Source organism: Polaromonas sp. P1_G1 (assembly GCF_056405595.1).
In genome coordinates this window covers 14,154-27,340 of sequence record NZ_JBFUBU010000056.1, presented here as the reverse complement: position 1 = coordinate 27,340, position 13,187 = coordinate 14,154, and the positions used below count along the sequence as shown (strand labels likewise).

Sequence of the window (13,187 nt, the reverse complement as noted above, 5' to 3'; positions counted from 1 at the left end):
CGAGTTTAGCGAGACCCCGCCGTAGTCGAGCACCGCAGGTTGCCCGAAGCGAAGCGTAGGGACCCAGACTGCGGGTCGCCTTTCTTTTGCTTACTTTTCTTTGGCGAAGCAAAGAAAAGTGAGTCGCCGCCGGGCGACCCCGGCCAGCRGACCTCGGCCAAGACCACAGGCCGTAGCAAGCTCAACCAACCAAGAACAAAGCCGGATCCACCATGCAACGGTTCAGCATCACACCCCAATGCAAATGCGGCCCGGTAACCCGGCCAGTAGCCCCCACAGCCCCAACCCGCTCACCAGTCTTGAGCAAATCCCCAACCTTCACATCCACCGCACTCAAATGGCAAACCATACTCAAAAGCCCACCCCCATGGTCCAGCCAAACCGTGTTGCCGTTGAAAAAATAATCACCGGTATCAATCACCCGCGCCGGCAGCGGCGACACAACAGGTGTACCGGTGGCGGCCGCGATGTCCATGCCGCTGTGCGGGTTGCGTGGCTGGCCGTTGAAGATGCGCCGCAGGCCGAAGGAGCTTGATCGCCTTCCCGGCACCGGCACGCGCATGCGCAAGGAGCTCTGCGGCAGGGGTTCGCTGAAGATCGCCATCACAGCCTCCTGGTGCGCGCGCTCGCGTTCGTAGCGCGCCAGATCCTCGGGCGACAGGTCCACCGTGCGGGGCTCGACCTTGAGTTGCTGCTCGCTGTAGTGCTTGGGCGCTATCGTGTAAGCGATGTCGCGCCGGCTGCCGTCCGCGGCCTGCACCGTGATGCTGGCCTCGCCGGGCTGGGCCGAGAGCGCGATGCCCAGCAGCGCCGTCCATTCCCTCGCATCGCCTAGCACCAGCAGGGGGACCTCGCCGGCATGGGCGGCTGGCCGCTGCGCCGCCGGGCCCAGCGACAGCAGCGCCACGCCGCCGGGCACCTGCGAGGCGCGCGGCCAGATGGCGGAGGAGGGCGTTTCAGCCAGGCCCGAGGCCGGCAAGGCCAGCCAGCCTGTGGCGGCGAGCAGCGCCGAGCGGCGGGTCAGGGATAAAGGGATGGGGGCGCGTGAATGAAGGGAATGCATGGCGCCATTATTGCGGCGTCATGGTGATTTTTCCCTCGTTCACATAGTCGTCGAACTGGATGCGCGGAATGGCCGTCACGGCGCGCACGCCGTCGCCGGCGTCCCAGCTCAGCGTGGCGCTGTCGGGCTCCAGTGCAACTTCCACCCGCACGCGCGGGATTTCAATCGGCGTACCGTCACCCGGTGTGTAAGTCACGTCACCGGTAATCATGGCGAACTGGGGCATGGCTGTCTCCTGCAGGGTTAGGCGAAGGGCGATGGGCGGTAAACGCCGGACACCTCTATTTGACACGCAGCGCGGGCCAAACCGTGTAGGCGAATACCACTTTGAAGAGGGCTTGGCGCAGGCGCCGATGAGGCATTTAGCATGCAATTTTCGCCATGTGGTGAGGGCATGGCATCTGCTTGCATTTGACGGAACGGTGTTGAAAACGGTTTCAAATTAATGCAATCAAATGGTTGCGTTACGGTATTTTCCCATGCACAATTCATGCAACAAGGAGATTGCATATGACTTCATCCACTTCATCCACTTCATCCACTTCATCCACTTCATCCACGGACCGTATTGAACGCAGCACCTTGATCAACGCCCCTGTTTCACAGGTATGGCGCGCGCTGACCAATGCCGAGGAGTTCGGCAACTGGTTCGGCGCGGCGCTCAAGGGCAAAAAGTTCGTGGCCGGCCAGCAGGTGCAAGGCCAGATCACCATTGAGGGCTACCGGCACGTGATGTTCGACGCCTTGATTGAGCGCATAGAGCCGGAAAAACTGTTTTCTTACCGCTGGCACCCCTATGCGGTAGACCCGGCCGTCGACTATTCAAAAGAGCCCACCACGCTGGTGGAGTTCACGCTCAAAGACACGGGCAAGGGCACGCTGCTGACTGTGGTCGAATCAGGCTTTGACAAGATACCGGCGGCCCGCCGCGCAGACGCGATCCGCATGAACACCGGCGGCTGGGAAGGTCAGCTGGTTAATATCCAGAAATATGTCACCACCCAGTAAGCCTGCCCGGACCCGCGAAACCCCGCCCCCCCAGCCCGGCCCCGCAGGCGTCTTCGCCGCCCTGGGCGACGAAACCCGCTTGCGCCTGGTGGCGGTGCTCTGCGTGGGCGGGGCTGTGTCTATAGCCCAATTAACGTCCACCACCGACATCACCCGCCAGGCCGTGACCAAACACCTGCACGTGCTGGCCGATGCGGGCCTGGTGCACCACGTCAAGGTGGGTCGCGAGCGCCTGTGGCAGTTTGATCCGCAGCAACTCGACGAAGCGCGGCGTTCGCTGGACCTGATCGCCCAGCAGTGGGACCAGGCGCTGGGCCGCCTGAAAGCGTCGCTGGAGGCCTAGGCCACCCACAGGAGAAACAACGATGGCCGCACACAAGATTTTCTCGATGGCATTCGCCAAGGTCTATCCGATGCTGGTTCACAAAGCCGAACGCAAAGGCCGCAGCAAAGAAGAAGTCGACCAGATCATTTGCTGGCTGACGGGTTATGACCAAAAGGGACTGGATCGGCAAATAAAGCAGCAGAACGACTTCGAAACTTTCTTCGCCCAGGCACCCGCCATGCATCCGAATGCTTCGCTGATCAAGGGTGTTGTCTGCGGTGTCCGCGTGGAGGAGGTCGAGGATCCGCTGATGCAAAAAATACGCTACCTGGACAAGCTCATTGATGAGCTGGCGAAAGGCAAAGCGATGGAGAAAATCCTGCGGGCCTAAGCCCGGCCCCACACCAGCAACAGGTTGTTGGCCGGCATCGCATGCCGCGCTTTCAAGCGCAGGCCGGCTCGCGCCGCCTCCTGTTCCACCTCTTCCCTGCGGCGGATGCCCCAAGCCGGGTCCTGCGCGCGCAGGCTTTGGTCAAACGACAGGTTGCCTTCCGAAGTCGGCACGTCGTTTTCCAGGTAAGGCCCATAGGTCACCAGCACACCGCTGGCCGCCAAGTGGCGCGTGCTGCCTTGCATCAGCGCGGCGCAGGTCGCCCAGGGTGAGATGTGCAGCATATTGGCGCAATAGATCAGGTCGAATTTTTCAGTGCCCGGAAGCCACTCGGGCGCCATGACGTCGAGCACCCGGGGAGTGCGCACATTCAGCAATCCTTGCTCGGCCACCCAGGCCGAGATCGAGCCCAGTGCGACCGGTATCGCATCGGTGGGTTGCCAGGTCCATTGCGGCAGGCCCGCCGCAAACCAGGCGACGTGCTGGCCTGTGCCGGAGGCGATTTCGAGTGCGCTGCCTTGCCCGGGCAAGACCTTGCGCAGGACGTCGAAGATGGCTTGTTTGTTGCGGTCTGCCGCGGGGCTGAAGTTCGGGCTTGGCATGGGTGTGATTAAACCGCACACCCCTGCCGATCTCAACTGGTTTCAACTAATCACAACTGACTCTCAGCTGACGTCAGCTGACGTCAGCTGAAATAGCCACCGTCCCGCATGTCCGCCAGCAAGTCTGCTTCCCGTGGCTGCCATCCCAAAGAAGCGCGGGTGAGGGCGCTCGAGCTCGGGTTGTCGATAGCCACAAAGCGCGCCAGCCAGTCGAAATGGCCCTGCGCTTCATCGGCCGCGATGCCGTGCGCAGGCACACCCAGCCCCGCGCCTATGGCCTCGGCAATCACGCGCAGCGTGAGGCCCTCCTCGGCCACGGCATGCAGGCGCGCGCCGGGCAGGGCGCTTTCCAGCGCCAGCCTGAAGAGGCGCGCCGCATCCAGCCGGTGTACCGCCGGCCAGCGATTGGCGCCTTCGCCGATAAAGGCTGATACCCCCTTGCTGCGCGCAATACGCAGCAGCATGGGCACAAAACCATAGTCGCCCGCGCCGTGCACCGAGGGCGGCAGCCGCACCACGCTGGCGCGCACCCCCCGGCCGGCAGCGGCCAGCACCATGGCCTCCGCTTTTGCACGCGGGTTGGGCGAGGCTTCAGGCACGGGTATGTCCTCCGTCGCCGGGTGGGCATGCGCCGCCAGCACGGTGACCGATGTCGCTACCAGCGGGTTACCCGAGCCTTCAAGTGCGCCCAGCATGGCTGTGACGGCCTGGCGGTCGGTCTCGGCGGCAGCGGCGTGCGCTGAAAAGTCATGAATGAAAGCGGTGTGGATCACACCGTCGCAGGCCCTGGCCGCGGCGGCCAGGCTGACGGTGTCGGCCAGTTCACCGCGATGGGCTTGCACACCCAGCCGCACCAACGTGTTGGCGGCCGCATCGCTGCGAGCCAGGCCCAGCACCTCGTGGCCTGCGGAAAGCAGCTCCTGCACAATGGCCGAGCCGATGAAGCCTGTGGCTCCGGTCAAGAAAACACGCATACTGAACTCCTGAAAATCAATGAGCCCGCATCTTGCGTCGCCACTCCTATTTGCAAAAGCCGTGAGCGTATACAGGTATGAGCACTAACACCCTGACGACCCCCACAACACAACCGGAACAGCCTGCGCAAGCGGGGCAGACGGCACCGCTCACGCTGGGCGCTTTCCTGCGCGACCGCCGCGCGCGCCTGCCGCCCGCAGCGGGCGCGGACAGCCGCCGCCGCACGCCCGGCCTGCGGCGTGAAGAAGTGGCCACGCGCGCCCATGTGAGCGTGACTTGGTACACCTGGCTGGAGCAGGGCCGCGGCGGCCCGCCATCTGACGAGGTGCTGGAACGCCTCGCCCGCGCGCTGGCACTGGACCGGGCTGACCGCGAGTTCATGTTTTTGCTGGCCCAGCAGCGGCCGCCGCCGATCAAGGGCGCCACATCATCGGCCGCCCTCACGCCCGCCCTGCAGCGCGTGCTCGATGGCATGCCCACCCACCCCGCCGTCGTGAAGACACTCACCTGGGACATCGTGGCCTGGAATGCCGCGGCGGCCGCGGTGCTGAGCGACTACGCCGCACAGCCGCCCGGCGGGCGCAACCTGCTCAGGCGCCTGTTCACCGACCCGGTTATGCGCGGCATGCCCGACTGGGAGGCCAATGCGCGTTTTGCCATTGCCGCCTTTCGCGTCGACGCGGCGCGGGCCGGTGACAGCCCCGAAGCGGCCGCGCTGGCCGAGGAACTGCAGGCCGGCAGCAAAGACTTTCGCCGGCTGTGGGCCGATAACGAAACCAGCAGCCACTACGTCGGCGTCAAGAAAATCGAGCGCGCGCCGGCCGGGCCCWTCACGCTCGAGTACCAGTCCTTCCCGGTCGACAGTGCGGCCGGGCTGAGCATGATTGTGTTCACGCCGGTGACGGCGGCGGATGTGGAGGGGGTGGCCTTGTTGATGGCGAACAAGGCCGGGCGCTTGAAAAAAGAAAAGCGCTGAAAGCCGGTGAATTGCGAGCCGGCTTTCGCCGGCCCTTCAATCTCCGGCGTGTTTCAGGCCGTTTCGGTTTCAGTTTCAGCGGCGCGGGCTTTTTGCTGCGCCCGCATGATCTGGTGGCGCTGCCAGTAGCTCCCCAGCACCGCCTTGAAGTGCTCTTCCTGCTTGCCCAGGCCCTTGAGCTTGATCGTGCTGGTGCGCGCGCCCAGCATGCCCTTGTCGAAGTGCGTGACGGTGAGCGTGTTGCCAAAACTGCTGCTGTTGAATGTCATGCCCTTGACCTCGTCCCATGACACCGGCACGCCATCGTCCGCCGTGGCATGCAGGCCTTCATAGCTGATGTCAATGCGCTTGTCATTGCCAAGGTCAAACGACACCGGCGGAAAGTAGCGCAGCACGATCTCACGCTCTTCRTCGTTGGCCGGCTCGTAGCGGTAGGCYAGGSTTTGCTCATGCGCGGCGGCAAACCGCTGCTCGTAGTCTGTCCACAGCCGCTGCTCGATGGCGGCGGCGGTCGATATTTCGTCGGCCCAGGTGGCTTGAGGCACGGTGGTCACAATGGCGCCGTAGCTGTCTTCAGCCACCTTGTGGTTCACATTGCGCATGCGTTCCACCAGCGGTGGGTGCGTGTCATAGGGGTGCGGCACGGCGGCGGTTTTCATGGCCGTCACAAATTCACCCGAGCGGGCATAAGGGTGCAGGCCCTCAGCCACAAAGCCGGCAATGCCCAGCGCGCCGCTGTGCTGTTGCTCCTGCTCAAACAGCTTGTTCTCTACCGTGTTGCGGTAGCTGGAATACGCCGAGATCTTGATGAGCGATTGCACGATGGACTGCGGCGCCGTGAGCTTGGCGGCCACACGGTCGGCGGTGTACTCGCGCTCGCGGCTGTCGCGTGCCAGTGCAAACTCAAACACCATGCGGTACAGGCGCAGCAGGTAGTGCGCCACGATGGTCAAGCCGCCGCTGCGCATTTGCCAGGTGTAGAGGTCAAACTGGTTGAGCTTGGGGCCCAACGCGGCGCTGCTGCGCGTGTCGCCGCCGCCCAGGTGGGCCAGCTCGTGGGCCAGCACGGCGTCCGCCTCGGTGGTGTCCAGCACCCGCAGCAGCGGGATGCTGACAAACAGCGTGCGGCCCGTCAGGGTCTGCCCAGCCACCGTGCAGGGTGCTTCGGTCACGAAAAAGTTGTTGTCGATGCCCGCAATGATCTGGTCCGGCGGGGATGTCTTGACGCGGCCCGCCAGTTGGCGAATGCGATCCCACAGGCGCGGGGCGTCGGCTTCAGACAGCAGCTCGCCTTCAATGGTGTTGCCCGATGGCAATTTTTTGAACAGCGTGTAGATGGCATAAAAAACCGCCAGGGCCGCCATGATGCCGGCCAGGCCGACCAGCTTGATGTAGTAGCTGTGCCAGAAATAAGCCGTGAGCCAGAATGACAGCCACACCAGCATGGCGCTTTGCAAGGTGACCTCCACCGCGCTTGAAATGGTCATGAGCCGCCAACCCGCCACAAAGCTCGCATAACGCAGGCCGCGGTTGACAAAGGCCAGCGCGCCCAGCACGCCGGCCGCCACCAGCAGCGCGGCTCCGAGGATCAAGGTCCAGAAGGCGGCACGCTCGGCCCAGTGAAACCACCAGTGCATGGAATACGCGCTGCACACCTTGTCGTGAAAGACCTGGTTCTCCGGCCCGGTGGCGGCGCAGGCCATCGACAGCCTGTGCGTGTCGTAAAACGCAATCTCGTCCGCCTTCTGCGCCGGCGTCAGGTCTTTGGCGGCATTGATTTGGGAACTGACACGCTGAATGAAGTCCTTGTCCTCGGACTGCAGCGCGTAGTGCGTGAAAACCAGCGTGACCGCCGGAATGAGAAAGAGCGATGCCAGGGTCAGCAAAAAAACCCGCCAGAGGTCGGCGTGGATCGTGCGCGCAGCAGCCATGGGGAGCGTCCTTTTGAGTTTTGGATTTGAACCGGCCGATCATACGGGCGGCCATGCGTTTGGCCGTCGAATTGGAGGGCAACAATTCACCAAAACGGGTGCTGTTGCAGTTTGTTTCCAAAGACCTCGCCGGCCTTCGAATCCGCTGAAATGCTCAGCCGGCGTCCGCTAGCTCTTCGGTTTCACGCCAGGTGCCTTGCGCCATGCCGTCCAGCGCATAAGGGCCGATGGACGCGCGGATCAGCCGCAAGGTCGGGTGGCCCACGGCCGCCGTCATGCGCCGCACCTGGCGGTTGCGGCCCTCGCGTATGCCCAGCGCAATCCAGAAGGTCGGGATGGCCTTGCGCACCCGCACCGGCGGTTCACGCTCCCACAGGCCGGACGGGGCCTCCATGCGCTCGGCGTTCGCGGGCCGCGTGGGGCCGTCATTGAGCAACACGCCGCCACGCAATGCGGCCATCGCCGAATCACTCGGCTCGCCCTCCACCTGCACCCAGTAGGTCTTGAGCATCTTGAAACGCGGGTCGCTGATGCGCGCCTGCAATTGGCCGTCGCTGGTCAGCAACAGCAGGCCTTCACTGTCGGCATCCAGCCGCCCGGCCACATAGACGCCGGGCAGGGCGATGAAATCTTTCAGCCCGCGCCAGCGGCCTTCCGGCGTGAACTGACTTAACACGCCATAGGGTTTGTTGAAGCAGATGAGGCGGGGAGGTGCGGCGGCGGGGGTGGACGGGTGAGGCATGTTGTTGTGATGTGGATCCGCCTCAAAGTGCGTCGCGTGATCGCGATTTTCATCGTGAAGGATCATTCCTGCGCCTATGGTTTCGACAATCGCGCGCAGCCTAAAACACTAAGGAATGATCACAGTAGTGTTCAGACTATCGGGCGTATTTCATCCGAAGCCCCATTTTGTAGAGCTGTCCGACGCGCCACCAGCCGGCATAACCAGGACGATCTTCGAACATTCGAAGAGCCTTCATTCTTCGCAAAGACTCTCGAATTGACGGGTCCGTAAAAGGAGTTTTTTCCCTCAACTGAGAGATCAGTTTGTCGAGAGCGAATGGTGTACTGAGGCCGTCAAATGCCGCAATAAACAAAGTGACATTCGACTGATCACTGTCGGATGCCTCTGTGCTATTTACAAAATTTAATGACAAAAGGTGAACCAGTTCTTGTTTGGTTTCGTCAATGAAAGCCGTTGAAGCTTGGTCGTAAGCTCGATTAAGCAAAGCAGAGTTCAGGCGCGAACCTCCTTCGCTCAATGGGGCACTGTCCGCTCGTGCCAGTTCATCCAGTTTTTGCAAAAAAGATAAATAAAGGCGAGGGTAGAAGGTCGCCATGCTTGTGTTGTCGCCTCCTGCATCTGAAAAATACAGGCGCAGGAAAGTTGAAGTTAGTAAGTTGTTTCTTCGTAGTTTGTCTGGGAAGATTCGAAGTAGCAGTTCAGTGGCGGCCTGCTCAGATAGTCCGCTTTTCTGGATCTCCAATGAGTATTTTTGAATGTCTTCGCACACATCGGAAAACTGCTTGCTGATCCAAGGAAGCTGCGGCAGTCGTGAAACAGCGAAATTGAGAATGGAGGATGCGCTCCATTTCAATCTGAGCAGGCGATCTTCCATTTGCTGCTCAATGTTTTGTACTGAGTCAGAAGCTAGATCCTCACGCATAAAAGCGCGAATTACGAGTTTGGAAGAGAGCAGAGGATCGTTCTGTATTGTGTTCATTACCGAAAACAGACCGGCAACGTACGCTTTGATTTTGGCTGCAGGGACCAATGTTTCCAGGCCATCTACCAAAAGCACTTCTTGGTTGGCTGAGCGGAGTAGGAGGTTTTTGATATCTAGCGGACTGGCCAATTCATCTGGTTTTTTATTGGCTTCGATTGCCTTGGAGATGGCCGTTAACGGCGAACTCGGGTTTTCTAGGGAGAGCCGAATGAGAGACCACCAGAAAGAACTTGGCTCTATTGAGTTTTTGACCCATTCTTTTGCTTCTGGCGATTCGCTGCGAAGCGCCTGAAAATCATGCTGATCTGCTGCAACCAAGATAGGAGTGCCCAGCTTTCTTAGCGCTAACTCCTTCAGCAGCCGCGTTTTCCCGGTACCCTTTCTACCCAAGATGTAGGTGAATGGATTGCCTTTGACGAAGAGACGCTCGACGTCTGGAATGTGGATAAATGTGCCTTCATCACGCGCGCCAGATAAGGATGTAATAAGTTTTTCACTTTCAACCTTGAGCTGGGGTTGCGGAGTTTCCTTCTTTTGAAAAGGAAGCCCTAAGACTCCGCGCAACTTTTGTAGTGCGGCGATGTTATCGCTTTGAAGTTTAGAGATATCAGGTAATGAACTGTCTAGCAATGCACGATCTAAATACCACTCCACCCAATTGAACGCCAACTCCTGTGTGGAAATTTCGTTTTCTTCGTCTTCTTCCTCGTCTCTCGGGTCTTGAATGGATACGTTGTATTCGATTGCCTGAGCTAACTCTTCCAGCAGCGCCTCTCTCGCTCTAGCTTCATGAGGCGGCACGACGCCATTAGCTTTGCGATTCGAGTCAAGTGAAAAGCTAACGAAGGCTGCGGGGTTGTCCGCTGCATTTCCAAAAATGGAGCGAACAACTTTCCTCATCTCGGAGGGAATGTTGACGGTATTTGCATCAGTGCGTGCAAAAATTACTGTTGGCCCAGGTAGTTCACTAACGAGTGGCAGTACCGATGTGGCAATACCGGTACGATGGTCCACTAGAACAAAATCGTATATCTCGTCATGTTTGGACAACGCCGAACGTAGCCTCGCCGCAGCTCTTTCATAAATACGAGTGTCCAATGGCGCCGTAGCCACTAGTAGTGCAAAGTCTAGATCGTGGTCTTCACCACGAGGGCGGCATGGCAGTACGTCGATTCGGCCCAATCCAAGAAGACCCTTGTACGCAGCTGGGATTGGTGAGAAGTCATTTGCCCAACCACACAGCCCCATCAAGGTTTGCGAAAAATGATCAGCATGCGCGCCGAGTAAGCTGTCCAGAGATGGTGCTTCTGTATCCGCATCGATCACCAATACTCTGTAACCGTCGTCAGCGAGGAGTTTTCCAAACAGTGCCAGCATCGAGGAACGCGCCTGCCCGCCTTTGTAGCCGTAGAAGTGAACGTAACGAGGAGTGATGGGGATATCGCGGCGGGCAACGAGTGGCTTATTGTGGAGAAACCAATTAACCCATGAACTAGTAGTTGCCGTTCCTAGCCAGCTCGCCTTGTTCTGCGCTTCATCTGAAGTTAGTGTGCTGATGATTACGGGCAGCTTAGACATGATGTCTTGAATCAGGTCTGCTTCTAAATTAAAAGACTGCGTCAACGCAGAACTCACTCGGTCTAATCGATCATCGTCGTTTAGACCTCGAAACGTGTCACTGATGAGGTCAATATGCAATGAAGGGGAAAGAAAAATAACTCTCACTTCTTGGAGCAAAGGGGCTGCTTCAGGAAACTTGGTAAGGCTCTCAAGATGAGTGATCAAATTTGATATTGGAGTCATAGGTGAATTCCCAGTGTTGCCTTGTGTGCCTGAAGGTGCGTCAAGAGACTGCGACAGGTTTTTTCCAATGCTGTAATCGAATGAGTTGATGTTTCACTAACACCACTCCAATCCCCCTCAAAGCGGGTGTACCGAGCATGAGGATAGTTGTTGGCCAACACTGCGGCAGGTTGGCCCTTCGGGCTGTTGCAAATTAACTGACGGAGATCTGCGCTAAGTTTGGCTTGATGCGCATTAAGTTCACTCGCGAGTGCCGGGTGTTTATTGGCTGTCTGTGCCAGCATTGTGGGTATGTCGTGACCACCCGTACAGCCAACATCCTTTAATGCCAATTCAATTGCCACCATTATCCGGTAGGCATCAAGCAAAGGACTAGGTCCTCCGCCGGGCAGAAAAGCCAAAATGTTGCTGTGATATGCCAATATTTTCCCTCAGAGGTCTCGAAAAAGTTTCTGTCCTTGTTGCCGATCAGCTGGCAACACGAGGAGTGGAGCATGGCCTATTTACTGAACGAATCCTTCATCCCCGTCACCCGATTGAACACGACTTTTCCGTCCTTGTGGTCAACACTGTCTGTGACAAAGTACCCATGCCGCTCAAACTGGAAGCGCGTGCCGGCAGGCACCTTGGCCAGTGAAGGTTCGACATAAGCCCTCACGGTCTTGAGGCTGTTGGCATTCAGCTCGTCGAGAAAATCCTTGTCGCCGGTGCCAGGGTGTTCAACGGTGAACAGCCGGTCATAAAGGCGCACTTCGGCTTCAACAGCATCGTTCACGCCGACCCAGGTGATCACGCCCTTGACCTTGATCGCGTCGGAGCCGGAGGTGCCGCTCTTGGTGTCGGGGATCAGGGTGGCGTGCACTTCTGTCACCTTGCCGTCGGCATCCTTGACGGCGCCTGTGCATTCGATCACGTGGCCGTATTTGAGGCGGACCTTGCTGCCGGCGATCGCCTGTTTGCTGGCGTTGGTGTGGGGCGGGAACAAGCGGAAGAAACCTTTGGGCGGGGTTTCTTCGTAGTCGCTGCGTTCAATCCAGACTTCCTTGCCGATCTTGAACTGGCGTTTTCCCATCTCTTCGTGGTGCGGGTGTACAGGCGCCGAACAATCGTCAAGCTTGCCCGCGCCCATGACTTCGTCCCAGTTGGTGAGCACCAGCTTGACGGGGTCGAGCACGGCCATGGCGCGCGGGGCGATGGGGTCCAGGGTGTCGCGCAGCGCGCCTTCGAGGGTGCTGTAGTCGATCCAGCTGTCGCTTTTGGTGACGCCTATGCGTTCGGCGAACAACTGCAGCGCTTCGGGCGTGTAGCCGCGGCGGCGCAGGCCGACGATGGTGGGCATGCGCGGGTCGTCCCAGCCGCTGACGCGTTTTTCATTGACGAGCTGGGCCAGCTTGCGCTTGCTGGTCAGCACGTAGCTGAGGTTGAGCCGCGCGAATTCGTACTGGCGCGGGTGCGGCGTGGCGATGAGCTTGCCTTCGGCCAGGCGATCGAGCAGCCAGTCGTAAAAGGGGCGCTGGTCTTCAAACTCGAGGGTGCAGATGCTGTGGGTGATCTGCTCCAGCGCGTCTTCGACCGGGTGGGCGAAGGTGTACATGGGGTAGATGCACCATTTGTCGCCGGTGTTGTGGTGGTGGGCGCGGCGTATGCGGTAGATGGCGGGGTCGCGCATATTGATGTTGGGCGAGGCCATGTCGATCTTGGCGCGCAGCACGGCGGCGCCGTCGGCGAGCTTGCCGTCGCGCATCTCGCGGAAACGCGCCAGGTTCTCGTCGGGTGTGCGGCCGCGGAAGAGGCTGTTGGTGCCGGGGTGGCCGAAGTCGCCGCGGTTGTGGCGCATTTCTTCGGCGCTTTGTTCGTCGACGTAGGCGTTGCCGCTTTCGATCAGGTACTCGGCGGCGCGGTACATGAAGTCGAAGTAGTCGCTGGCCTGGTAGGCCTTGCTTTCGACATTGCTATCGCCTTTGCCGTTCTTCTCATTGCCAAGCTGTGCCCAGTCGTAGCCCAGCCATTTGACGGCATCGATGATGCTGTCGACGTATTCGGTGTCTTCTTTTTCGGGGTTGGTGTCGTCAAAGCGCAGGTGGCAGACGCCGCCGTAGTCGCGCGCCAGGCCGAAGTTCAGGCAGATGCTTTTGGCGTGCCCCACATGTAGGTAGCCATTGGGCTCGGGCGGAAAGCGCAGGCGCACCTTGGCGGGGTCGGGCTGGCCGGCGGCGTGGTGGGCGGCGTCCCCGGGGCTGCCGCCCCAGCGGCGGCTGGCATAAGTGCCTTCAGCCAGGTCTTTTTCGATGATCTGGCGCAGGAAGTTGCTGGGCTTGTGGGTTTCTTTGTCGGCGGGGGCTGAGGCAGGGGCGGGAGAGGTCATGGGCTGATTTTAGGGCTTAGC

The 13,187-nt window shown here is 59.9% G+C and carries 12 protein-coding genes; 4 read left to right on the top strand and 8 right to left on the bottom strand.

All coding sequences use genetic code 11. From position 1 onward, the window contains the following. Window positions 1–181: 181 nt before the first annotated feature. Together AC1D1Y_RS22810 and AC1D1Y_RS22805 are read right to left on the bottom strand one after the other, a co-directional pair. Complete coding sequence (locus AC1D1Y_RS22810; protein WP_477684352.1) at window positions 182–1,063, bottom strand: peptidoglycan DD-metalloendopeptidase family protein; 882 nt, start codon at window positions 1,061–1,063, stop codon at window positions 182–184. 7 nt (window positions 1,064–1,070) lie between these two features. Next, window positions 1,071–1,289, bottom strand: coding sequence for a hypothetical protein (locus AC1D1Y_RS22805; protein WP_477654867.1), 219 nt, complete (start codon window positions 1,287–1,289; stop codon window positions 1,071–1,073). A 284-nt stretch (window positions 1,290–1,573) separates the two neighbouring features. On the opposite strand from AC1D1Y_RS22805, the gene AC1D1Y_RS22800 reads away from it, so the two are divergent. The 3 genes from AC1D1Y_RS22800 to AC1D1Y_RS22790 are packed head-to-tail and all read left to right on the top strand — an operon-like array spanning window position 1,574 to window position 2,787. After that, a complete protein-coding gene (locus AC1D1Y_RS22800; protein ID WP_477684351.1) occupies window positions 1,574–2,071 on the top strand; it encodes an SRPBCC family protein in 498 nt (165 codons plus the stop codon). Continuing rightward, window positions 2,055–2,414, top strand: coding sequence for an ArsR/SmtB family transcription factor (locus AC1D1Y_RS22795; protein ID WP_477684350.1), 360 nt, complete (start codon window positions 2,055–2,057; stop codon window positions 2,412–2,414). The genes AC1D1Y_RS22800 and AC1D1Y_RS22795 overlap by 17 nt, the downstream gene beginning before the upstream one ends. 22 nt (window positions 2,415–2,436) lie before the next feature. Beyond that, window positions 2,437–2,787: a DUF2200 domain-containing protein gene (locus AC1D1Y_RS22790; RefSeq protein WP_477678168.1), complete on the top strand. Its 351-nt coding sequence runs from the start codon at window positions 2,437–2,439 to the stop codon at window positions 2,785–2,787. Here the strand turns inward: AC1D1Y_RS22790 and AC1D1Y_RS22785 are convergent. Further along, entirely contained in the window at window positions 2,784–3,389 is a 606-nt protein-coding gene (locus tag AC1D1Y_RS22785) for a DUF938 domain-containing protein (protein WP_477684349.1), read from the bottom strand. The two genes, AC1D1Y_RS22790 and AC1D1Y_RS22785, sit on opposite strands and share 4 nt — an antisense overlap. A gap of 83 nt (window positions 3,390–3,472) precedes the next feature. Beyond that, window positions 3,473–4,363 (bottom strand): SDR family oxidoreductase, encoded by an 891-nt coding sequence (locus tag AC1D1Y_RS22780; RefSeq protein WP_477684348.1) that lies wholly within the window; start codon window positions 4,361–4,363, stop codon window positions 3,473–3,475. Between the two features lie 77 nt (window positions 4,364–4,440). Here AC1D1Y_RS22780 and AC1D1Y_RS22775 point away from each other — a divergent pair, with 77 nt between their 5' ends. Further along, entirely contained in the window at window positions 4,441–5,340 is a 900-nt protein-coding gene (locus tag AC1D1Y_RS22775) for a helix-turn-helix transcriptional regulator (protein ID WP_477684347.1), read from the top strand. A 53-nt stretch (window positions 5,341–5,393) separates the two neighbouring features. Here AC1D1Y_RS22775 and AC1D1Y_RS22770 read toward each other — a convergent pair whose 3' ends face one another. From AC1D1Y_RS22770 to AC1D1Y_RS22755, 4 genes are all read right to left on the bottom strand, one after another. After that, entirely contained in the window at window positions 5,394–7,271 is a 1,878-nt protein-coding gene (locus tag AC1D1Y_RS22770) for a M48 family metallopeptidase (RefSeq protein ID WP_477684346.1), read from the bottom strand. 154 nt (window positions 7,272–7,425) lie between these two features. Further along, window positions 7,426–8,013: a pseudouridine synthase gene (locus AC1D1Y_RS22765; protein WP_477684345.1), complete on the bottom strand. Its 588-nt coding sequence runs from the start codon at window positions 8,011–8,013 to the stop codon at window positions 7,426–7,428. Between the two features lie 136 nt (window positions 8,014–8,149). Next, window positions 8,150–10,801, bottom strand: a complete 2,652-nt coding sequence (locus tag AC1D1Y_RS22760) for a hypothetical protein (protein WP_477684344.1) — start codon at window positions 10,799–10,801, stop codon at window positions 8,150–8,152. Window positions 10,802–11,300: 499 nt separating this feature from the next. Continuing rightward, window positions 11,301–13,166 (bottom strand): glutamine--tRNA ligase/YqeY domain fusion protein, encoded by a 1,866-nt coding sequence (locus tag AC1D1Y_RS22755; RefSeq protein ID WP_477684343.1) that lies wholly within the window; start codon window positions 13,164–13,166, stop codon window positions 11,301–11,303. Window positions 13,167–13,187 lie beyond the last annotated feature (21 nt).

Coding starts and splice junctions, on each gene's coding strand:
- AC1D1Y_RS22810 (WP_477684352.1), bottom strand. CDS start 1,063: ATGCATTCCCTTCATTCACGCGCCCCCATCCCTTTATCCCTGACCCGC.
- AC1D1Y_RS22805 (WP_477654867.1), bottom strand. CDS start 1,289: ATGCCCCAGTTCGCCATGATTACCGGTGACGTGACTTACACACCGGGT.
- AC1D1Y_RS22800 (WP_477684351.1), top strand. CDS start 1,574: ATGACTTCATCCACTTCATCCACTTCATCCACTTCATCCACTTCATCC.
- AC1D1Y_RS22795 (WP_477684350.1), top strand. CDS start 2,055: ATGTCACCACCCAGTAAGCCTGCCCGGACCCGCGAAACCCCGCCCCCC.
- AC1D1Y_RS22790 (WP_477678168.1), top strand. CDS start 2,437: ATGGCCGCACACAAGATTTTCTCGATGGCATTCGCCAAGGTCTATCCG.
- AC1D1Y_RS22785 (WP_477684349.1), bottom strand. CDS start 3,389: ATGCCAAGCCCGAACTTCAGCCCCGCGGCAGACCGCAACAAACAAGCC.
- AC1D1Y_RS22780 (WP_477684348.1), bottom strand. CDS start 4,363: ATGCGTGTTTTCTTGACCGGAGCCACAGGCTTCATCGGCTCGGCCATT.
- AC1D1Y_RS22765 (WP_477684345.1), bottom strand. CDS start 8,013: ATGCCTCACCCGTCCACCCCCGCCGCCGCACCTCCCCGCCTCATCTGC.
- AC1D1Y_RS22760 (WP_477684344.1), bottom strand. CDS start 10,801: ATGACTCCAATATCAAATTTGATCACTCATCTTGAGAGCCTTACCAAG.
- AC1D1Y_RS22755 (WP_477684343.1), bottom strand. CDS start 13,166: ATGACCTCTCCCGCCCCTGCCTCAGCCCCCGCCGACAAAGAAACCCAC.